The sequence below is a fragment of the Streptomyces sp. LBL genome (assembly GCF_029893585.1).
GTDB lineage: Bacteria > Actinomycetota > Actinomycetes > Streptomycetales > Streptomycetaceae > Streptomyces.
This window is the reverse complement of the sequence record NZ_JARXYX010000008.1, coordinates 198,259-219,185: the sequence shown is the minus strand read 5'-3', so window position 1 is coordinate 219,185 and position 20,927 is coordinate 198,259. Positions and strand designations below refer to the sequence as shown.

Annotated in this window: 19 protein-coding genes and 2 pseudogenes; 8 read left to right on the top strand and 13 right to left on the bottom strand. The window is 69.7% G+C overall.

The window, feature by feature from the left end; genetic code table 11:
• Window positions 1–112: 112 nt before the first annotated feature.
• From M2271_RS12435 to M2271_RS12415, 5 genes are all read right to left on the bottom strand, one after another.
• Window positions 113–1,342, bottom strand: a complete 1,230-nt coding sequence (locus tag M2271_RS12435) for a SpoIIE family protein phosphatase (RefSeq protein ID WP_280887202.1) — start codon at window positions 1,340–1,342, stop codon at window positions 113–115.
• Between the two features lie 676 nt (window positions 1,343–2,018).
• Window positions 2,019–3,038, bottom strand: coding sequence for a DNA-directed RNA polymerase subunit alpha (locus M2271_RS12430; protein WP_280887201.1), 1,020 nt, complete (start codon window positions 3,036–3,038; stop codon window positions 2,019–2,021).
• Between the two features lie 253 nt (window positions 3,039–3,291).
• Complete coding sequence (locus M2271_RS12425) at window positions 3,292–4,977, bottom strand: ribonuclease J (protein ID WP_280887200.1); 1,686 nt, start codon at window positions 4,975–4,977, stop codon at window positions 3,292–3,294.
• A 405-nt stretch (window positions 4,978–5,382) separates the two neighbouring features.
• Window positions 5,383–5,691 (bottom strand): hypothetical protein, encoded by a 309-nt coding sequence (locus M2271_RS12420; protein WP_280887199.1) that lies wholly within the window; start codon window positions 5,689–5,691, stop codon window positions 5,383–5,385.
• A gap of 258 nt (window positions 5,692–5,949) precedes the next feature.
• Window positions 5,950–6,270: a hypothetical protein gene (locus M2271_RS12415; protein WP_280887198.1), complete on the bottom strand. Its 321-nt coding sequence runs from the start codon at window positions 6,268–6,270 to the stop codon at window positions 5,950–5,952.
• A 757-nt stretch (window positions 6,271–7,027) separates the two neighbouring features.
• Here M2271_RS12415 and M2271_RS12410 point away from each other — a divergent pair.
• Window positions 7,028–7,348, top strand: a pseudogene (locus M2271_RS12410) (lysylphosphatidylglycerol synthase domain-containing protein); the annotation flags it as partial.
• Window positions 7,349–7,472: 124 nt separating this feature from the next.
• Here M2271_RS12410 and M2271_RS12405 read toward each other — a convergent pair.
• From M2271_RS12405 to M2271_RS12395, 3 genes are read right to left on the bottom strand one after another with little or no spacing between them, the layout of a single operon-like run.
• Complete coding sequence (locus M2271_RS12405) at window positions 7,473–8,561, bottom strand: ABC transporter substrate-binding protein (RefSeq protein ID WP_280887197.1); 1,089 nt, start codon at window positions 8,559–8,561, stop codon at window positions 7,473–7,475.
• Window positions 8,562–8,620: 59 nt separating this feature from the next.
• Window positions 8,621–9,499, bottom strand: coding sequence for an ABC transporter permease (locus M2271_RS12400; RefSeq protein WP_280887196.1), 879 nt, complete (start codon window positions 9,497–9,499; stop codon window positions 8,621–8,623).
• A complete protein-coding gene (locus M2271_RS12395) occupies window positions 9,496–10,356 on the bottom strand; it encodes an ABC transporter ATP-binding protein (protein WP_280887195.1) in 861 nt (286 codons plus the stop codon). Before M2271_RS12395 ends, M2271_RS12400 begins: the two co-directional genes overlap by 4 nt.
• A gap of 246 nt (window positions 10,357–10,602) precedes the next feature.
• On the opposite strand from M2271_RS12395, the gene M2271_RS12390 reads away from it, so the two are divergent.
• Both M2271_RS12390 and M2271_RS12385 read left to right on the top strand, forming a co-directional pair.
• Window positions 10,603–12,267 (top strand): sensor histidine kinase, encoded by a 1,665-nt coding sequence (locus M2271_RS12390; protein WP_280887194.1) that lies wholly within the window; start codon window positions 10,603–10,605, stop codon window positions 12,265–12,267.
• The gene (locus tag M2271_RS12385) at window positions 12,264–12,953 is read left to right on the top strand and encodes a response regulator (RefSeq protein ID WP_280887193.1); all 690 of its coding nucleotides are present in this window, start codon (window positions 12,264–12,266) and stop codon (window positions 12,951–12,953) included. Before M2271_RS12390 ends, M2271_RS12385 begins: the two co-directional genes overlap by 4 nt.
• A gap of 84 nt (window positions 12,954–13,037) precedes the next feature.
• Here the strand turns inward: M2271_RS12385 and M2271_RS12380 are convergent, their stop codons facing one another.
• On the bottom strand, window positions 13,038–13,910 hold the full coding sequence (locus M2271_RS12380) for an NADP-dependent oxidoreductase (protein WP_348539163.1): 873 nt from the start codon (window positions 13,908–13,910) through the stop codon (window positions 13,038–13,040).
• Window positions 13,911–14,393: 483 nt separating this feature from the next.
• Here M2271_RS12380 and M2271_RS12375 point away from each other — a divergent pair, with 483 nt between their 5' ends.
• Window positions 14,394–14,771, top strand: coding sequence for a helix-turn-helix domain-containing protein (locus tag M2271_RS12375; protein WP_280887192.1), 378 nt, complete (start codon window positions 14,394–14,396; stop codon window positions 14,769–14,771).
• Between the two features lie 317 nt (window positions 14,772–15,088).
• Here M2271_RS12375 and M2271_RS12370 read toward each other — a convergent pair.
• Window positions 15,089–15,232: pseudogene (locus tag M2271_RS12370) on the bottom strand (ATP-binding cassette domain-containing protein); the annotation flags it as partial.
• Window positions 15,233–15,363: 131 nt separating this feature from the next.
• Window positions 15,364–16,407: a sodium-dependent transporter gene (locus tag M2271_RS12365; RefSeq protein WP_280887191.1), complete on the bottom strand. Its 1,044-nt coding sequence runs from the start codon at window positions 16,405–16,407 to the stop codon at window positions 15,364–15,366.
• 92 nt (window positions 16,408–16,499) lie between these two features.
• On the opposite strand from M2271_RS12365, the gene M2271_RS12360 reads away from it, so the two are divergent.
• Together M2271_RS12360 and M2271_RS12355 are read left to right on the top strand one after the other, a co-directional pair.
• Entirely contained in the window at window positions 16,500–17,339 is an 840-nt protein-coding gene (locus M2271_RS12360; RefSeq protein ID WP_280887190.1) for a hypothetical protein, read from the top strand.
• Between the two features lie 128 nt (window positions 17,340–17,467).
• Window positions 17,468–17,692, top strand: coding sequence for a hypothetical protein (locus M2271_RS12355; RefSeq protein WP_280887189.1), 225 nt, complete (start codon window positions 17,468–17,470; stop codon window positions 17,690–17,692).
• Window positions 17,693–18,009: 317 nt separating this feature from the next.
• Here the strand turns inward: M2271_RS12355 and M2271_RS12350 are convergent, their stop codons facing one another.
• Window positions 18,010–18,564: a DUF5994 family protein gene (locus M2271_RS12350; RefSeq protein WP_280887188.1), complete on the bottom strand. Its 555-nt coding sequence runs from the start codon at window positions 18,562–18,564 to the stop codon at window positions 18,010–18,012.
• Between the two features lie 558 nt (window positions 18,565–19,122).
• Between M2271_RS12350 and M2271_RS12345 the strand changes: the two genes are divergently transcribed.
• The gene (locus tag M2271_RS12345) at window positions 19,123–19,422 is read left to right on the top strand and encodes a hypothetical protein (protein WP_280887187.1); all 300 of its coding nucleotides are present in this window, start codon (window positions 19,123–19,125) and stop codon (window positions 19,420–19,422) included.
• Between the two features lie 311 nt (window positions 19,423–19,733).
• On the opposite strand, the gene M2271_RS12340 is transcribed toward M2271_RS12345, so the two are convergent.
• Entirely contained in the window at window positions 19,734–19,991 is a 258-nt protein-coding gene (locus M2271_RS12340) for a hypothetical protein (RefSeq protein ID WP_280887186.1), read from the bottom strand.
• 219 nt (window positions 19,992–20,210) lie between these two features.
• On the opposite strand from M2271_RS12340, the gene M2271_RS12335 reads away from it, so the two are divergent.
• A complete protein-coding gene (locus M2271_RS12335) occupies window positions 20,211–20,651 on the top strand; it encodes a DUF5994 family protein (RefSeq protein WP_280887185.1) in 441 nt (146 codons plus the stop codon).
• Window positions 20,652–20,927 lie beyond the last annotated feature (276 nt).

The following is a 20,927-nucleotide window of genomic DNA, read 5'->3' as shown; positions in this document are numbered from 1 at the left end:
ACCGGGGTGCGAACCGGTGGACGCCGTCGTCACGGCCGAGTAGCACCGCTTCCCTCACTTCGCCGACGGACTCGTGGCCGAGGATCGACCCGGCTGTCGGCTGAGGACCGGGTCAGAGCCGGACGGCGATCAGGACGGTGTCGTCGCTGTTGCCGGTGGCGGGAAGAAGATCGGCCAGGAGGGCGTCGGCCAGGGTCTCGGGGTCGGACTGCCGGTGCCGGGTGAGGGAGTCGGCGAGACGGCCCAGGCCGGTGTCGATGTCCTCGGTACGGCGTTCGATCAGGCCGTCGGTGTACAGGACGAGGGTGGAACCCTCGGCGTAGGGCGTGCGGGCCTGGGGGCGGGGGAGGTGTTCGGGGCGGGCCGCGAGCGGGGGGTCGGTGGCCTGGTCGAGGAAGGTGACGGTGCCGTCGGGGTGCAGCAGGGCCGGGGGAGGGTGGCCGGCGCTGCTGTAGGTGACGCTGTGGTCGTCCCGGTCGATGAAGGTCGTCACGGCGGTGGTCGATTCGGCGCCGTCGACGGAGCGGGCGTACAGGCCGAGGGCCTCCAGGGCCTGGGCGGGGCCGTCGGCGACGCGGCAGGCCGCGCTCAGCGCGCTGCGCAGCTGCCCCATGACGCCGGCGGCGGCGAGACCGTGTCCGACGACGTCGCCGACGGCGACCGCGAGATTCCCGCCGGGCAGGTCGGCCAGGTCGTACCAGTCGCCGCACACGTTCAGCGCGCCGACGGCGGGCCGGTACCGCACGGCTGCCGCGTGCTGCCCCGACGGGCCCGGCGCGGGCAGCATCGCCGCCTGCAGGGCCAGGGCGACCTCGCGTTCGCGGGCGTGCGCCCGGCGCAGACGTTCGTTGACCTCCTGCAGTTCCCGTGCGCGGGTGTACAGCTCGGCCTCCAGCACCCGGGACCGGCTGTCGCCGCCCGGCCCGCCGAAGGCGCGGATGAGTTCGGTGACCTCCTCCACCCGGTGCGCGACCAGCGCCACCCGCCCGTCGGAACCGAGGACGGGCGCGTTCACCGGGCTCCAGTAGTGCTCCTGCCACACGCCGGGCCGCTGGGGATCCTCGATGTCGTAACGCAGCAGCGCCATCGTGTCGCGCTCGCCGGTGGCCACCGTACGGAGCATCGACGCCTCGGTCTCCCGCATACCGGCCGCGGCCGGGTCGTTCGGGTTCTCGGGGAAGACGTCGAAGATGTAGCGGCCCAGCAACTGCTCGCGGGTGCGCCCGGACAGCCGTACGAAGTCGTCGTTGGCGTCGGCGTACACCAGGTCGGGGGTGAGCAGCGCCACCATGCCGGGAAGGGCCCGGAAGACCGCGGCGTAGTCGATCTGCGGTTTCCTCATGTCCTGCCTGTCTGAGTCGGAACCGAGCGTCGCTGTGCTGTTCCAAGATTAGAAGCGAAAACGCCAGGAGGCCCTGGCACTGCTCCGTCCAAGGTCCCGACCGTGGCGTGGCCCAACCTGGTGAAGCACCGGCCGGAGGGCACGGTGGTGCGCTCGACGGCGGTGCGGGTGCGATTCTCCGGTCCGGGTGCGATTCCCGGCTTGGCCGATCCCGGGCGGACCGCAGGGGGGGGGGCGGACCGCCGCGGGGCTTGCGCCGGGGCGGGCCCTCGCCGCGGCGCAGGGCCTCCGGAGAAGGTCACCTCGATCGCCTGCCGCGCGCGCAGCGGGCGATCAGCCGCGCGACGGGGTGGTGAGGCCGGTGGTGACCAGGGGGAGGCCGGTGGTGACCGCGGCGAGGCCGTAGCCGGTGTCGGTGGCGTCGGCGCGTAGCCGGATCACCCGGACGGTTCGGGTGCGGAACGAGGCGCACCACCGTCAGGCGCACTGGGCCCGGTGCACTGGGCTCGGTGCACTGGGCTCGGTGTCGTTGCGCTGAGGGCGTGCGACCGCGGCAGGAGCCGAGCCGAGCGTGGCGGCCGGCTCCTGCGCGGAGGCGCTTGGCGTACAGGGACCAGTGTGGAAGTTCTTCTGTCCCTGTACGCGAAGTGTCTACATGACCGGCCCAGCGCGGTGTTCAGTACTGCTCGGTCTCCACAAAACCGGCATCCGCGTCGCCGTCCGCGTCGAAGGCGGCGACAGTCGTCGGGTCGAATCCGGGCGGGCTGTCCTTGAGGCCCAGGCCCATGCCGGCCAGCTTCGCCTTGACCTCGTCGATCGACTTCGCACCGAAGTTGCGAATGTCGAGGAGGTCGGCCTCGGAGCGGGCCACGAGCTCACCCACCGAGTGGACGCCCTCGCGCTTCAGACAGTTGTACGACCGAACGGTGAGGTCGAGATCCTCGATCGGCAGTACCAGGTCGGCGGCCAGCGCGGTGTCCGTCGGGGACGGGCCCATGTCGATGCCCTCGGCGTCGATGTTCAGCTCACGAGCCAGACCGAACAGCTCGACCAGGGTCTTACCGGCCGACGCCATGGCGTCACGCGGACGCATGGCCTGCTTGGTCTCGACGTCGACGATCAGCTTGTCGAAGTCGGTGCGCTGCTCGACACGGGTGGCCTCGACCTTGTACGTGACCTTGAGAACCGGCGAGTAGATGGAGTCGACCGGGATACGACCGATCTCCTGGCCCACCTGCTTGTTCTGCACGGCGGAGACGTAACCACGGCCACGCTCGACCGTGAGCTCCATCTCCAGTTTGCCCTTGCCGTTGAGCGTGGCGAGGACGAGGTCGGGGTTGTGCACCTCGACACCGGCCGGGGGCGCGATGTCGGCGGCGGTGACCAGACCCGGGCCCTGCTTGCGCAGGTACATCACGACCGGCTCGTCCTGCTCCGAGGAGACGACCAGCTGCTTGATGTTGAGGATCAGGTCGGTGACGTCCTCCTTGACGCCCGGCACGGTGGTGAACTCGTGCAGAACGCCGTCGATGCGGATGGACGTGACCGCCGCACCCGGGATCGAGGAGAGGAGCGTACGACGCAGGGAGTTACCGAGGGTGTAGCCGAAGCCCGGCTCCAGCGGCTCGATCACGAACCGGGAGCGGAACTCGTCGACGACCTCTTCGGTCAGGGATGGACGCTGAGCAATCAGCACGGGGTGTTGCCTCCAGAGGTTTGGCGCCCGCTATGTGACGCCGTAGTCACCACGAAGGGTACGGGCGATACCGGCGATACGGTCTCCGATGGCCGCGCCGTACTTCTTCGTGGTGCACGGCCACCGCAACCTCGACCGCCTCACGGGATGAGCTTCGATGCTCGTCCCCGATGGCCTGACCTCGTACTTCGTCCTTCGAGACGGGCTCCTGACCGAGGTCGCACCGGGGATGGTGAAGCCGGAGCCCGGCCGGTCAGGCGTCGATGATGACGGGGATGATGAGGGGCCTGCGGCGGTGGGTGCGGAAGGCCCAGTTCGCCACGGCGCGCGCGATGAGCTGTTCCAGCTGGCGTGCGTCGCCGACGCCCTCCTGGGCCGCGGTCGCCAGAGTCTTCTCGATGACAGGGATGACCGGTTCGAAGGTGGTGTCGTCGTGGACGAACCCGCGGGCCAGGAAGTCGGGAGCCTCGGCAAGGGAGCCCGTGTCGGCATCGACGATCGCCACCACGGTGACCACGCCTTCCTCCGCGAGGGTGACGCGATCCTTCAGGGACGCCTCGGTGGCGCCGCCGACCTCCATGCCGTCCACATAGACGTTGCCCGCGGGCACCTTGCCGGTGATCGACGCACGCCCGTCCACGAGGTCGACGACGACGCCGTCCTCGGCGATGACCACCCGCTCGGGGTCGACCCCCGTACGGATGGCCAGGTCGGCGTTGGCCCGCAGGTGCCGCCATTCGCCGTGTACGGGCATGACATTGCGGGGCTTGACGATGTTGTAGCAGTACACGAGTTCACCTGCGCTCGCGTGCCCGGAGACGTGCACCTTGGCGTTGCCCTTGTGGACGACATGGGCACCCCACCGGGTCAGCCCGTTGATCACCCGGTAGATGGCGTTCTCGTTGCCGGGGATCAGCGAGCTGGCGAGCAGGACGGTGTCGCCCTTGCCGATGCGGATCACGTGGTCGCGAGTGGCCATCCGGGACAGAGCCGCCATCGGCTCGCCCTGGGATCCGGTGCACACCAGGGTGATCTTGTGGTCCGCCAGTTTCTCCAGTTCCTTGGTACTCACGACCAGGCCGCTGGGAACCTTCAGGTATCCGAGGTCGCGGGCGATGCCCATGTTGCGAACCATGGAGCGGCCCACGAAGGCGACCTTGCGGCCGTGCTGGTGCGCGGCGTCCAGGACCTGCTGGATGCGGTGCACATGGCTGGCGAAACTGGAGACGATCACCCGGCGCGGGGCGGTACGCATCACCTGCTCGATCGCCGGGTTCAGGTCGCGCTCGGAGGTGGTGAAGCCAGGGACCTCGGCGTTGGTGGAGTCGGTGAGGAAGAGATCGACGCCTTCCTCGCCGAGGCGGGCGAAGGCGCGCAGGTCGGTGATGCGGTCGTCCAGCGGGAACTGGTCCATCTTGAAGTCGCCAGTGTGCAGCACCAGCCCGGCCCTGGTGCGGATCGCGACCGCGAGGCTGTCGGGGATGGAGTGGTTGACCGCCACGAATTCGCAGTCGAAGGGGCCGAAGGCGCGCCGGTCGCCCTCACGTACCCGCACTGTGCGCGGCCGGATTCCGTGCTCTTTGAGCTTGGCCTCCAGGAACGCCAGTGTGAGCTTCGAGCCCACGACAGGGATGTCGGAGCGCTCTCGCAGCAGATACGGCACGGCACCGATGTGGTCCTCGTGGCCGTGGGTGAGGACCACCGCCACGATGTCGTCCAGGCGATCACGGATCGAGGTGAAGTCCGGCAGGATCACGTCCACGCCGGGCTGGGTCTCTTCGGGGAACAGCACGCCGCAGTCGACGATGAGCAGCTTGCCGGCATGCTCGAAGACGGTCATGTTGCGGCCGATCTCACCCAGACCGCCCAGGGCGGTGACCCTCAGCCCTCCTTCAGGCAGGGGAGGGGCGGCTTTCAGTTCAGGATGGGGATGACTCATATTCTGACGTTACCGGAGAGTCCGCCGAGCTGATCCACTGGCTGCCCGACCAGCCGTCAGGGGGAGGGCTCGTCCGGCTACCGCACCGTCGCCTGCCAGGGGAAGACAGAACGTGTTCACCGTGTGGTGTTCAAGCTGCTGGTTGGGGAGATCCCGGAAGACTTTCAGATGAGTCACGCCGAGCCACGGGGATCGAACCACACTCGATGCCGCAACCCGCGTCACCTGGAAGCCGTGACGAGGGAGGAAGCTCTTCGAGGCCGGGATGCGGACAGGGCACGCGCCCGCAGGACCCACTGCCGACACGGTCACGAGTACACGCCGCTGAACACGTACCTGGGACCCCCGAGGGTTCCGGCAGTGCCGGACGTGTCGCAGTGAGAGGAACAAGAGCCGTTGTGCGTGCTACTGCTTGACCAGGCTGAAGTCGCCCTTGTTCCCTGCCACGTCGTACCAGGTCCCCGTGTAGCGACCGCCATCTGAAGCTTCTCGCAGCCCACTATGGAATGCGACGTACTTTGGCCCGACGTTGTTTTGCTTGATGCTGATGACTTCTTGTTGTCGAACACACACTTCACCCGAGAACTTGCTTCGGTCTGTGGTGCTGACGTATTTCGCAGTGAAGCTCTCGCCTTGACTATCGACAATCTCGATGGTCTCGGTCCCTACGGACCCTCGCTTGATGGTCCAACGGCTACCCACTGGCAATGACATGTTGACTCCCTTGTGTGTGCAGGCCGCACCCTCCGACGCGTAGCACATTCGGTATTGTTCCTTGACCGCGCCGAGAGGTGGTGGTGCATGAGGTTCATGCTGTCCTCAGAGAGGGGTCGAGGCGCATCCAATACACCCATGTGTGGATGTCGCCCGCCCCGTCGATCAAGCAAGGCCCGCCAATTGGGCTCTAGCTGTATTGATCGCGCTTCGCCGCCATCGCAACGTCCTCGGCCTGGATCCGTTGGCTTCCGCGCGCTACTCGGGAGGTGCCATAATGCAGTACTCGACGCATCTCCACTCATGAGCGGTCAACTTCCACGCACAGCACCCCAGGTCGGTGGGCATGTCAGGAATGGGATCGGGAATCCGGTCGACGAACTTGGTGACGATCTCACCATCCTGAACGTTCGACATCGCAACCTGGCGACCGAAGTCGACTTTCATGAAGTCAACTACCCTACCGATATGCCGGACGGAGTAGTTCTTTGCGACATCCGGATGCCTGTCGAACACCGCCTGAAGGTCGTCGAAAAAAGCGGTGTCGTGAGTTGGTCCGATCTTGGCCTTAATCTTCATGGATGCTCCGGGGGCGCTGGTTTTCCCTGGTCACTCATCCTGCGCATAGCGCCTGATGAGCAGCTACACCACTATGGTTGTCCCATCTGATTGATGTTGCCACCGGAACGGCTGCAAGACCGCCGACCGGGTAGTCGCGCCGCACTTGGACACGGCGAAGTCGACCTCCTCTCTCTTGCTCAGATGGAAAGCCCTGATCAGTTCGTGAACAAGGCCAAGTGATGCTGCGCCGACATCAACGGCATTCTTCTCCGTTCCCTGGTGCACCTCTGACCCGGGAGGGTCGCATGGTGATGTGGTTCGGTTCCTCTGGGCCACGAGGGGCACGTCGGGAGACTTCAAGTACTCGACCTGGGCCTGGGGCCGGTCACGGTGTCCTGGACGGTGGCCATCCTCGGCTTCGTCGGCTACCTGGCCACCTCCCGTAAGGACGTCCAGCGCGACATCGCACAGTGATACGCCGACAAGCGCCGAGCGGCGCCGCAGTCACCCGGCAGACAGGCTGTCGTGGAACGCTGGGCCGACGAACAAGCGGCCACGGTGGTCGGCGACCGCGCCGGCACCGCACTGGTCCGCTTCGCGCTGGCCGTCGTACTGCTCCTGGCCTCGCCCCGGACCGGCGGGTGACCGCGCGGTCGGTGAAACCAAGTGCGCGTGACGGCTCCCGGCGTCCGGCCGTGAGCGCTGCCCGCGCGAGCAGAGCGCGTACGACCGCTTCCGGATCTGGGCGACGCGGGGCGCAGGCGGTCCAGGGCGCGCCCTGTGGGGTGGGTCCCTCGGCTTCGCCCTGCTGCACGCCGCCGTACTGGTTGCCGTGGTCAGGGCGCTGGACGTGACCGTGCCCGCCGGTCATGTCCTGCTGGCCTACCTCCTTGCCAGCGGTGCCGCCGCACTGCTGCCCACCCCGGGCGGCCTGGGCTCGCTCGACGCCGCGCTCGTGCTGACGCTCACCGCTGCCGGAGCGCCCCCGGCCGCGGCCCTGTCGGCGGTCTTCGGTTACCGCCTGCTGACGGCCTGGCTGCCGCTGCTCCCCGGCCTGCTGGTGCTGGCGCTGCTCGCCCGCCGCTCCGTCCTGTGATCGAGGCCGGGCGCCGACGGGGTCCGCAACCTGAACGTCCCGGTCGGCATCGCAGACCGCGATCTGCGCGTGTGGCCCGGCCGTTGACTGTCACCTGGACGGCCCCGGACATGAGCGGTGCAGCTCAGCCGTTCGGCCCCGCCGGGGTCGTGGTGGTCTTGAAGCCCTCGGTCTTGTTGGCCTGGATGGCGAAGTCGTTGGTGAACGTCTTGCTGAGGTCCACCGACGACTTCACGTTGCCGACCAGCTGCTCAGTCGCCAGAGAGGTCTTCGGGCCGCCGGCCGGCATCAGGCCGTCGGGGAGGAACTGGCCCTTGTCCTCGGTCAGGGCCGATATGTAGTCGGCCTTGGTCACCAACTGGTTCGACACGTACGACGCGGGCAACTTGTTCGCGATGTCGGCCGCGCTGTGCGTGTTGATCCAGTGCATGGTGGCGACCAGCGCGTCGACGACCTTCTGCACGGTGGCCTTGTGCGAGTTCACCCAGTCGGTGCGGGCGAGCACACTGGCCGCGGGATAGGCGCCGCCCATCGCCGCCGTGGCGCCGGAGGTGGTGGCCAGGTCGACGGCGGAGGTGCCGACGCCCTTCTTCTGGATCGCGGCCACCGTCGGCTGCGTCGTCATCACGCAGTCGACCTTGCCCTTCTGCAGCGCGGCGATGGCGGTGGAGCCCGCACCGACCCCGATCCGGTGGAACTGGCCGGTCTTGACGCCCTTCTTGGCGGCCAGGAACTGGGTGAGGGTGTCGGTGCCCGAACCCAGGTCGGTGACGCCGAGGGTCTTGCCCTTGAAGTCGGCGCCCGAGTGGACGCCCGACTTCGTGGTGCACATCTCGCGCTCGCCCGGCGCGCCCGAGAGCTGGACGACGTCCTCGACCGCCTTGCCCTTCGCCTGGAACTCGATCGTGTGGTTGTACCAGGCGCCCGCCATGTCTACCTGCCCCGATGCCATGGCTTCCTCGGCGCCGACACCGCCGTCCTGCTCGGTGCTCAGCTGGACGTCGACGCCGTACTTCTTGTAGAGACCGAGCTGCTGGGCGAGCTGGTACGGCAGGTAGATCTGCTTGTCGAGGCCGCCGGCCATGAGCTTTACGGTCGGTACGGAACCCGAACCGCCGGTCGAGGCGGACGAGTTGCCGGAACAGGCGCTGACCGCGCCGAGGGCGAGGACGGTGAGGACGGACGCGGCGACGGCGGCGGGTCGTCTGGACATGGCTGACCACATTCCTTTGCTGAGGGTTCTGCGATGACATTGAGGGAAGTGCGGGGGCGTCAGAGGGAGTTGGCCTCAGACGGCGCCGGTGGGCGCCAGGACAGCAGCCGGTGTTCGAGCTTGCCGATCAGCCACTCGGCGCCGAGCACGATGACCGAGATGACGAGCATCGTCGCGAACACGCCGTCGGGGTCGAAGTTGTTCTGCGCGGTCTTGATGACCAGGCCGAGGCCGCTCTGCGCGCCCAGTACCTCGCCGACCAGGGCGCCGACGACGGCGAAGCCGAAGGCGCTGTGCAGGCTGGCGATGATCCAGGTGAGCGCGGACGGCACGATGACGTGCCGGGTGATCTGCAGCTGCGAGGCGCCGAGCACCTTGGCGTTGGCGAGGATGTTGCGGTCGACCTCACGCACGCCCTGGAAGGCGTTGAAGAAGACGATGAAGAACACCAGCACCGCGGCGAGCAGGATCTTCGGCAGCACGCCGATGCCGAAAGCGACGATGAAGATCGAGCCGAGGACGATACGCGGGATCGCGTTGACCATCTTGATGTAGGGGCCGAGCACGTCGGCGAGGAAGCGGCTCTGGCCGAGCGTGACACCGAAGACCACCCCGGTGACGGCCCCGAGGGCGAAGCCGGCGAGCGCCTCCTGGATCGTGGTCCAGATGTTGGAGTAGAAGGACCCGAACTCGGTGCCGTGCTGGAAGAGGTCGACCAGCCGCTTGGCGATGCCGGACGGCTGCCCGAAGAAGAACGGGTCGACGATTCCCCAGGTGGTGAACGCCTGCCAGCCGCCCAGGACGAAGGCCGCGAGGCCGACGCGGGCCGCCCACACCTGCGCGGTGCGTCGCCGGGAGGCGCGCTTGGCGGCGTCCGCGGCCGCGGACGGTGCGCCGCCCTTGGCCAGGCCGGCGGAAACCGCGGACGTCGTGCTCATGCCGTACCTCCTGCGGTGCGGGCGTAGGCGCGCTCCACCTCCTCGCGCAGCGAGTCCCAGATCAGGTGCTGAAGTTCGATGAAGCGGGGCTGGAAGCGGATCTCCTGGACCGCTCCGCGCGGGCGCGGCAGGTCGATGTCGAAGACCGCCTTGATCGAGCCGGGGCTGGACGTCATGACGACCACCCGGTCGGCGAGCGCCACGGCCTCGTCGAGATCGTGGGTGATGAAGATGACCGAGGGACGGATCTGCTCCCACAGCCCGAGCAGCTCGGTCGACATGATCGCCTTGGTCTGCACGTCCAGAGCGCCGAACGGCTCGTCCATGATCAGGATCTTGGGCTCGTTGATCAGCGCCGCGGCCATCGCCACGCGCTTTCGCATCCCGCCGGAGAGCTGGTGGGGGTAACGATCCTCGAACCCCGTCAGGCCCACGCGGCGCAGCCAGTCGCGCGCCGAAGCCTGCGCCTGCTGCTGGGGGACGCCGCGGAAGACCGGGCCCATCAGCACGTTGCCGAGGACGCTCTTCCAGGGCAGCAGCGCGTCGGTCTGGAACATGAAGCTGACGCCGTCGGTGACGCCGTCCACTTCTCGGCCGCCGACCTTGACCGAGCCTTCGCTGGGCCGGTCGAGCCCGGACACCATGCTCAGCGTCGTCGACTTGCCGCAGCCGGTAGGGCCCACCACCGCGCAGAACTGGCCCGGCTCCACCGTGAAGGAGACGTCCTCCAGCGCGGTGAACACCTCACCCGCAGGAGTCAGAAACCGTTTGGTGAGTCCTGAAATCTCGACTCGCGCACTGTCCCGGCCGATCTTCTCGGCGACGGGGCTCGTCGCCACATCGTTTCGCGAAGCCATTCGAGGCCGTCTCCTTCCTTACCTCGGAGGTCCTCGGAGGTCGAGGAAGGCAGACGCTAAAGGCCGCCAGGTATTACGTCGCTGTTTCAGACGTATCGCGCGTTAGTCGTGTTAACGGGGGTTCTGCGCGTTCTGCTCAGCACGTCGGGGGCTGGGCAGAATGTCCTCGGTGGGACACAATCACGCCACCACGGGTACGGCGAACGGGCCGGGCCCGGCAGCACGACAAGGGCGAAGGCACCTGTGATGCCCATCCGTACCCGGATCGGCCGCGGCGGGAAGGGGAGGCTCTCCGCGCGGATCCTGGCCAACCAGCTGGTCATCCTGACCCTGACCGGGGCCATCGGCTTCGTACTGTTCGCGTTCGCCCAGCGGACCGAGATCGACCGTGCCTACGAGCAGCGGGCACTGGACATCGCCCAGACCACGGCCGCCGAGCCGCAGATCCGGCAGACCATGGAGTACGGCGGTGGCGGCGACATCGTGCAGACCGTCGCCCAACGGATCCGGAAGGCATCGGGAGCCTCGTACGTGGTCGTGATCGACCTGCACGGCATCCGCCACTCGCACCCCGACCCGGCACTGATCGGAGAGCCGGTGGGCGACCCCATCGCGGTGCTGGACGGCCGCCCGCACGTGGGCTCCGACCAGGGTGCGACCGGTCGGTCCGCCAATGGAAAGGCTCCGCTGTACGGACCCACGGGCGCGCTGGTCGGCGAGGTGTCGGCCGGCATCCCGGAACACGATGTGCTCGGTGAGCTGTGGCGGGAGCTGCCCACCTTCGGCCTGTACAGCGCGATCGCCGTCGCACTCGGCTCGGCGGCGGCGTTCCTGCTGGCCAGGCGGCTGAAACGGTCGACCTTCGGGCTGGAACTGGAGGAGATCGCCGGACTGCTCCAGGACCGCGAGGCCATGCTCCACGGGATCCGGGAGGGCGTGATCGCCTTCGCTCCCGACGGCCGGATCACCGTGGTCAACGACGAGGCCCGCGACCTGCTCGGCCTCGGCACGGCCCTCGGCAGCAGGCTCGACGAGGTGCTGCCCGACGGGCGGCTGCGCCGCGCCCTCGACGGCACCCTGCCCGGCACCGACCTCAGCGTGCTGACCGACGACCACTGCCTGGTCGTCAATCGGATGCCGGTGACACTGCACGGCCGTGAACTGGGCGCGGTGGTCACCGTACGCGACCGCACCGAGCTGATCGGGCTGCTGCGTGAACTGGACTCGGTGCGCGGGCTGACCGACGCCCTGCGCGCCCAGCAGCACGAGTTCACCAACCGCATGCACACCGTGGCCGGGCTGCTGGACATCGGCGACCACGACGCCGCCTACGAGTACGCCGTCGAGTCGGCCGGCGCCGACCAGGCGCTGACCGAGTCCGTACGCGAACGGATCGGCAACGCGCTGCTCGTGGGGCTGATCGTCGCCAAGACGACGGTGGCCGCGGAACGCGGGGTGAAGGTGGTGCTCAGCGACGACTCCGCGCTCGGCGAGGACCCGCCGCATCTGCGCCGACTGCTGACCATCGTCGGCAACCTGCTGGACAACGCGATCGACGCCGCGGCCGGCGGACCGCCCCCGGCGGGCGGCCGCGAGGTCGAGCTCTCGCTGATCGAGGCTGTCGACCAGGTGATGGTGCGGGTCGCGGACAGCGGCTTGGGGATTCCGCCGGGCGTTGCCGAGTCGATCTTCGAGGACGGCTGGTCGACCCGGCCCGACCGGGGCACCGCCCGGCGCGGGCTGGGGCTGGCGCTCGTCCACCGGCTGGCCCAGCGGCACGGCGGCACGATCGCGGTCAGTGAGGGGCCGGGCGCGGTCTTCACCGTCGCGCTTCCGCTGCCGGACGGAGCCCCCGTACCGCGAGACGCACAGTTCACGACGGCCTCACCGACAGGAGGCGACCGCGGATGATCCGGATCCTGGTGGTGGACGACGACTTCCACATCAGCCACATCCACTGCGACTACGCCTCCCGCGTCGAGGGCTTCGAGGTGGTCGGCCGGGCGGCGACCGTGGCCGAGACGCTGGACGCCGTGCGCACCCTCCACCCCGATCTGCTGCTGCTCGACGTCTTCCTGCCGGACGGCAGCGGACTCGACGTGCTGCGACAGCTCAGCGGAGACGAGGGCGGCGCCCGCCCCGACGCGATCATGATCACCGCCGACCGCGACATCACCTCGGTACGGACCGCCATGAAGCTCGGCGCCGTGGGCTACCTGGTCAAGCCGTTCGGCGCCGCCGACCTGGCCGAGCGGCTCACCGCCTACCGCGAACTCCAGCACCGCGTGGACGCCCTCGGCCTGGCCCCGCGCACCGACCAGGCCGACGTGGACGCCCTCTTCAGCGCTGCCCGGCCACCGGCGGTCCCCCGGGTCCCGGCCAAGGGCCACTCCGCGCCGACCCTCGCCCTCCTGCACCAGGTCCTGCGCAGCGCCCAGGACGCCCTCTCCGCGGCCCAGGCCGCCGAACTCACCGGCGTCTCCCGCGCCACGGCCCAGCGGTACCTCTCCTACCTCGTACGGGAGGGCATGGTCCGGCTCGAACTCCGCTACGGAACCACCGGCCGTCCCGAACACCGCTACCGGATCGTGCACTGAGCATCCGCCGCAGGCGCGCACGGCAGCGTCAGCCCGCCAAGATCATCGCTTGGTGGGCTGGCGCATCTGTGCCATGCCCCCGCTTCAGATGCAGATCACCATCTTTCCGCGTGTGCGTCCGCGCTCGGCGTGCGCGTGGGCGTCGGCGATCCGCTCCAGGGGGTAGGTCTGTTCGATACGGGGTGTGTAGCGGCCTTGCCGACCCAGTTCCGCGGCCGCGGACAGGAGGGTGGAGTCGTTCTCCGCGTTGACCACATGCGTGCCCAGACGCTGCCCGCCTACGTGGTCGGCGACCGTCGCGACGCGCGTCGGGTCGCCCGTGATCGCGACGAGGTCGTCCAGGGATCCGGAGGCCGCGGTGTCGAGCGCGATGTCGACGCCGTGCGGAGCGAGAGCGGAGAGGCGCTGCGCGAGGCCGGGGCCGTAGGTGGTGGGAACGGCGCCGAGAGAGGTGAGGAACTCGTGGTTGCGTTCGCTGGCTGTCCCGATCACGGTGGCACCTTGTGCCACAGCGATCTCGACTGCCGCGCTGCCCACACCTCCGGCGGCGCCTTCGACGAGAAGGGTGCGCCCCGCGAGGGAGCCGAGCGCGTTCAGGCCACGCATCGCGGTCACGGACGCGAGACCGGCGCCCGCGGCCTGCTCATCGTTCCACGTGTCGGGGGAGTGGGCCCAGGCCGAGAGGATGACCAGCTCTGCGGTTGCGCCGGTGACACCGCCCAGCCCGAAGACGCGGTCGCCGATGCTCACCCCCTGCACTCCGTCACCGACTTCGTCGACCACGCCGGCGGCGTCGCGCCCGGGAATGGCGGGCAGCTCCAGGGGAAGCAGTTGGCGCAGGTCGCCGGCGCGCAGCTTCCAGTCGATGGGATTGACGCTGGCCGCCGCGACGCGGACACGGATCTCACCAAGTCCGGGGTGGGGCTCGGGGGCCTGCTCGATCACCAGGCTCTCCACTCCGCCGTATTCGTGACTCCTCCCCTTCGTGAACGAAGGGGCTTCTCACTCGACTCCGAGAAGTCTCGTGACGGTCAAGCCCTGACCGCTGCCGAGGCAGACCCGCAGCGTACTACGCCGCTTCGCGGCTCCGCCAATCAGGATGCGTTTCCCGCCCGGCCTGAAGGCCGGGATTCCCACGCAAGATCACGGATGGAAGCGGGCTGCACGCATAATGTCCTGCCTTACCTTTATGGGTCGAAATAATGGTGTTCATTCGACGCCCGTTACTCTGATGAGGTGCAAATCGGCACGCCGGCTGCCTTCCGGCCAGAGGAGGACGGGTGCGGATCGGTGAGGTTGTCGAGCAGGCGGGCGGCCACCCGCCCCGAAAACCACGATCCTGCCCGTCGTCGGAATACCTGCCGTTGAGCCGATGCTCCGGAAGATATCCAGAAGGTCGGTCACCATCTGGATACCAAGACCGGAGACGGGAGACCCTCCATGACGCAACGGCCACCGCTGCCACCCGACTTGTTCGACGAGCTGTGCCCGTCCTCGCTGCTGCCTTTCCGCTTCGGTGACAAATGGGCACCCCTGGTCCTCCGGTGCCTGGAAGACGGCCCGCGCAGATACTCCGAACTCCGCGTGCCACTGGGCCGCGTCACCCCGAAGACGCTCACCCAGTCGCTCCGCGGCTTGGAGCGGAACGGGTTCGTGTCACGCACCGTGCACGCCGACCCGAAACTGCGGGTGGAGTACGCGCTGACACCGCTGGGCCGCAGCACGCTGGAGCCGCTGGCCGCCGCGTGCCGATGGGCGACCGAGCACTGGGACGAGCTGCTCGACGCCCGCGAGGGCGGCATCTCCTCCATCGGCTGACTCGAACCTGCGTTGGCGCGTGCCGCACCGGACGAGCCGCACCTCTGTGTTGACTCGGGGAATCGCCAACAGCGGTGTCCGCGGCCCAGCCGTAGCCGCCGCCGCAGTGAAGATGTCGGAGGTCTCGGTGAAGCCAGCCCGGTCTGCTGAACGACGCCGGCCGCGTCGTGCCCCGGGATGTGTCCGGGACAGGCGCCGATCCTGTGGCCGCCTTGTCTGCAGGGCCCGGACCACACGAGCTGGTGGGACCGGACCCGGCTGTCACGCGGCTGTGGAGGCGGCGGCAGACCGAGAGGGGTTGGCGCACGGTCAGGGACGGCCAGGACCCGGGCCCCGGTGGCGTGGTCGAGGCGGCCGGTGGGCTCGTCCGCGAGGATCAGCCGCGGCGCCTGCGCCAGCACGCGGGCCACGGCCACCCGCTGGGCCTGACCGCCGGAGATCTCGTCGGGCAGGCGGTCGGCCGGCCCCGCCGCGCCGACCACGCCGAGCGCCTCGGAGACCGGCCGACTCGTCTGGTCTGCCAGCCGACAGCCTCATCCCCACTCTGGACGTCAGGAGGAGGCCGGCCCGGCGGGCGGCGGCTGAGCATGGTTCAGGGGCCTGCGCTGGGAGCGGGGCCGTGCCGGAGGCGGGTGACGATGCGGCTCGCGGCGGTCTTCTGAAGCAGGCCGTAGGCGAGGACCGGCAGCAGCAGGTGGGGTTTGTCGGGCAGGGACGCGGTGATCAGCACCGCGCTGGCGCTGCTGTTGTTCATGCCGCAGGCGAGAGTCAGCGACGAGGCGGTGCCCGCCTCAAGTCGCAGGACGAGGGCGGCGGCCCGGCCGAGGGCGAAGGAGAGCAGGCAGACCAGGGCCGCCACGGCCAGGGCGGCGGCGAACAGCAGCGGGCGGGGCCTCATGAGGACGGAGCCGAGGGCGCCGCTGGCGTTGACGTAGGTCAGCAGCAGCGAGCCGGTCAGGGCCAGGGGCGTCACCGTCAGCTGGAGGCGGTGCAGCAGGCGCGCGGGCAGGACGAGCGCGCCCAGGAGGCCCGCCGCACAGGGAAGGACCACGGCGGTGAGGGCGAAACCGCCCTCGGCCAGCCGGCCGGTGGCGGCGAGGGTCTGTGCGTAACCGCCGCTGAGCAGCGGCGCCAGGGTCTGCAGCAGCAAGGGGGTGGTGAGCGGGCTGAGGAGGGTGGAGGCCAGGACGAGGCCCACCATCGTCGGCTGGTCGCCGTCGCCCTTGTCGGTCCACACGGTGGCCCCGGCGGCGACGGGCATCGCCACGACGAGGATCATCGCGGTGAGCAGTCCGCTGCCGCCGTCGGTGTCAGGGGTGCGCCGCAGCAGGAACGCGACGAGCGGCACGACCGCCAGCGGGATCGCGAGGTGCAGCACGAGCCCGGCGAGCAGCGCCTTCGGCCGTCGCAGCAGGCGGCCCAGCGCGCGGACGGGGACCTGGAGCCCTGCCGAGAACAGCACCAGGGACAGCAGGAGCGGTGCGGTGTGCAGCGTCAGGTGCGTCGGCGTCAGCGGTAAGGGATGGGGGCGCCGCAGCCACAGGCCGGGGCCGGGCAGGAACAGGGCGAGTACGTAGGCGAGAACCACGGCACGGCCGAGCCGGTGCCGCAGCCAGGACGCGGCGCGGATGTGCATGGGCCCATCGTGATCAGGCCGCACCCGGCATGCCGGGAAAGCCGCGCGGCAGTCAGGATGCGTTCAGGTAACCGCTGGCACCGTCTGGCCCCATGACCTACGAACTCTCCGAGACTCCTGAGGCCGAACCGGGCACGAGTGCCTCTGCGCGTCCCTCCCACCGTCTGCGCTGGAACAAGGTCCCCGAGGTCACCGCCTATTTCTGGATCATCAAGGTGCTGTGCACGACGGTCGGCGAGACCGCGGCCGACCTGCTCAACGAGAAGGCCGGCCTGGGCCTGACGGGCGTGTCGGTCCTGATGAGCGCGCTGCTCGCGGTCGTCCTGGTCGTGCAGTTCCGTACGACCGCCTACCGCGCGGGCGTGTACTGGCTCGCCGTCGCCCTGATCAGCGTCGTCGGCACGCTGATCAGCGACAACCTCACCGACAACATGGGCGTACCGCTGGAGACGACCACCAGCGTGTTCGCCGTCCTTCTCGCCGTCGTGTTCGTCGTCTGGTACCGGCGCGAGCGCACCCTCTCCATCCACAGCATCGACACCACCAGCCGCGAGGCGTACTACTGGCTGGCCGTACTGTTCACCTTCGCCCTCGGAACGGCGGGCGGCGATCTGGTGTCCGAGCGCATGGACCTGGGCTACTGGCTGGCTGCGGTCCTGTTCGCGCTGGCCATCGCCGCCGTGGCGATCGCGCACTTCGCGCTGGGCCTGGACGCGGTCTGGAGCTTCTGGATCGCCTACATCCTCACCCGCCCGCTCGGCGCCTCGATCGGCGACTACCTCTCCCAGCCGACCGGCGACGGCGGCCTCGGGTTCGGCACCGTCGTCACCAGTGTGATCTTCCTGGCGGTCATCCTCGGCCTGGTGGTGTACCTGATGGTGACCCGCAAGGACGTGGCGGACCCTGCGCGCGTGACGCGGCAGGCGGCCTGAACGGTTCGGAAGGCGTTCAGGAAGCGTGCAGGCGATCACCGACAAGGTCGGACACCACGGTCGGCCTCCGTGGTCGGCCCGTGTGTCGCAGGGCGCCCGTCACGTGGCGACGGGAGCCCTTTCACACCGTGCTGACCCGCCCGCTCGGCGCGACAGCCGGCGACTTCCTGACCAAGCCGGTCGCGAAGGGCGGTCTCGACCTCGCTGCGGCGGGTTCGTCGGCCGTGCTGTTGGCCGTACTGGTCGGTCTGACGGGTTACGCCCACGCTCAGGAGCGCCGCAGCCTCGCCCCGTCTGCGGCCCTGCCGCCGCAGACGGGCGACTACGACCGGGCCACCGAGCGGGCCGACTGAGCGCGAACGGCGCCACGCTCGTCCGGCAGGCACGGCAGAGTTCCTGCGCCACCTCAGCACGTGACCGCTACGACGTGGCGAGAGAGGATGCGCCTGCCGGATTCGTCCGGCGAGGATGAAAGCGCCACCAGGAGGTGGGCCGATGTTCACGAGGCCATGTCCGGCCTGCCGGGCACGCGACACCCTGGGGAGGAGGTCGTGAAGCCCGCCCGCACCACGTCTGCCACGCCCGAACCGTCGGACGGACCTGTCCGGGGGCTCTCGGCGTGGCGGTTCGTGTTGGTGTTCGGGGGCGTCAGTCTGCTGATGGACTTCGTCTACGAGGGCGCTCGCTCCGTCACCGGCCCACTGCTCGCCCACCTGGGAGCCTCGTCCGGATCGACTGGTCGGACGGCCGTGGATACTGCGTGCCCGGCTCGGTCCGCGGCGATGAGCGCACTCGCGGTCAGCGGCGGGGCGTCGTAGTCGGATGCGGCCGCCATCAGGCGGCCCGCCGACTCCGCCCCGGTTTCGGGCGGGATGACGAGCAGATCCCAGCGGCCGGTGCCATAGGAGAGCAGCAGCAGCTTGTGCGGGTCGATCTCCGGCGTGAACCAGCCGACCTTCACGACATGGCCGTTGACGGGCACTTTGCGCGGGATGACCGGCCAGTGCTCGGGGTTGACGGCGATCCGGGTGATGCGGCCCCACACGGGGTCCAGCGCATCGGTCAGTGCGGGCAGTTCGCGCAGCAGGTCGCGCGAGCGCGGCCACCAGGCGCCGTCCAGGAGTCCACGGGAGGGGCCGTCCGTCTTCAGCACGAGACGGGCGGGAGGTGCTACTACGGCTACGGGTGCGGGCCGCGGCAGAGTTGCTTCGAAGGTCGCGGTCATGATGGAGACCCGTCTCCGGGCCGCCCCGGTGGCACGGCCCGGTTTTCATCTCTCGCCGAGGACGACCCGGCGTGGAAGCCGGTGTGCGAAATGCCCTCGGTCTCTGAAGCCTACTCCTCTGCCAACTCGCCGTGGTGGCCGTCGTACCGGCAGCAGTGGGCCGACAAGAACCATGGGCCGTCGTGGGTGATCAGAGGGGCCCGCTGCACGAGCCGAGCGCCAGGGGCCGCCCGCCTGCGTCGTCGCAGCCGGTCTGTCTCCGCGGCACTTCACGGGGTGCCACACGACAGACGGCAAGGCGAACGGTGTGACTGGCAGCGGAGTCACTTCGTCGTCCTGGGAGCAGTTCATGACCGACGGACCCGTCACCCCGGCGTCGGGCGCCGGCCGGTGGCTCGGCGGCCACCGCACATTACTCAGCTGCGCCGGAGCGGCTGTCCCGAGCGGCAGGAGTAGGCTGACAACGTCGAGGGCACCTCGTACGCCGGTGTCCGAGCCGGTCTCGTCCTCGGCGCACGTGAGATGCGGGCCGCTCAGGTCCGGGCCAGGTTCCGCCCCATGACATCCGAAGCCCCGTACCGCCCAGCGCTTCCCGAGGCCGCGCACGAGCCGAGTGGGCACCGCCGGGTGGAGGTCCGCCTGGTCTCCGCGGACCCCGAAGCGGCCCGACGCGTCGCGGACGTGCTCCGGTTGCTGTTCGCCGGCGACGAGCAGCGCAGCTATCCCGCGGGCCCCTCGGGGACGGGGACGAGGCTCCACCTCACACTGGACGCCTCGCTCGCCGCCGGTCCGCTCAGCTCCTGGCTCGATTCCAGCAGACCGCCCGTCGATCGCGCCCACCGGGGCGAGACCGCCTGACGGCCCCGTCGCCCGCTCCACGTCCCACCCGGTCCAAGCCCGTGTAGCTCCCCTGTCCGCCGCCCGTGCGACTCGCATCCGTTCTCAGCGATGCCGTACGCACTCACCGTCGCAAAGGCGCAGCCCAAGACCCCGGCCGCACTGTCGTCACCGAGGTCTAGGACCGCGCATGTCCCTCCGTATCCTCCGCCCCCCGTCCACCGTCCCGCCGGAAGGGACTCCACCGTCCCCGGAGTGCGACGGGAGGGCCGCCTTCCTGCGCGAGGGAACGGGTGCCGAGCGCACCGGCGGTGCGCGGCGGTCCTCGGCGATCACGGCGTTGATCGTCTTCCTCCCGCTTCCTGGCACTCGGTCCGGCCGTCCGGCCGCTGTGGGGGCGCCTGATCCAGCCCCTCGATGTTCTGCTCGCCGCGGCGCTCTGCACCGTCACGGGCCTGGGCCTCACGGTCGGCTTCCACCGCGGCCTGACCCACGGCGGCCACCAGGCCGTACGGCCGCTGCGCACCGTGGTCGCGGTGGCCGGGCCGATGAGCTTGCAGGGTGACGTGATCGGCTGGTTCGCCATCCATCGCCGCCACCGCCCCTTCCCCGCACCCCCCTTCCCCGCACCACGCCGACCCCACCTGCGCCCGGCACCGCGCCGACCGCGGTCGGTCCGACCCGTACGCCGCCGCGATCCGCCTCTTCGAACGCCTCAACTGGCCCAGGGATGTGCGATGGCCCACCCCGGGCCGTATCGCCGCCCGCCGCGTGTGAACCCGAACGACCGCATCCGCTGAAGGAGTCCCATGACAATCGCCCCGCCGCCGTCTCCGCTCTCCTCGCCGTCCGCCGTCCGCCTGCGTCTGGTGTCCCAGCCGGCACAGGGCCACATGCCCCGGCGCATCGACGGCGCCTGGTGGCCCCACTCGCCCGATCTGGCGTCCGAACTGCCCAGGTTGCTGGGCGGACTGCCGCACGCCTGGGGACAGGTCACCAGCGTCCTCGTGGACGAGGCCGTATGGTCCCCGTTTCCGGGTCGGCTGCTCGTCGCCAACCAGGTGGTACGCCTGCACCGGACGACCATCCAGCACTCCCCGTCCACCGTCTGCCTGTTGGCGCCCGGCCGCGGCCGGTGGGACCTGCTGGTGGTGCCGCCCGCGGCCACGGACGCGGAGGCGGGGCGGCTCATGGAGAGGATGGCCACCGTCGTGGAGGACGGCGTGAGGTGGGGAGTCGCAGTCGCTTGACGCCGCGCTGACGGCTCGCCTGGGCCCATCGCCCGCGTGGGCCTCGACGCGAGCGACTGGGACGAGACCCCGGGCCATCTGTTCGTCGACGGGCCACCGGCGTCACCCGCGCCGACCCGACCGGCGCCGCACCGCAGAGTTCCCGGCTGAGCCGGGCCGACGCACCAGAGCCTCAACAGCAGCCCGAGACCCCGGCCGCATCACAGACGACAGGCCGGGGTCCTCCCGTGCCGTGTGCTTCCCGGACCGCTCGGGTCCGGGACCGTCATCGACGTA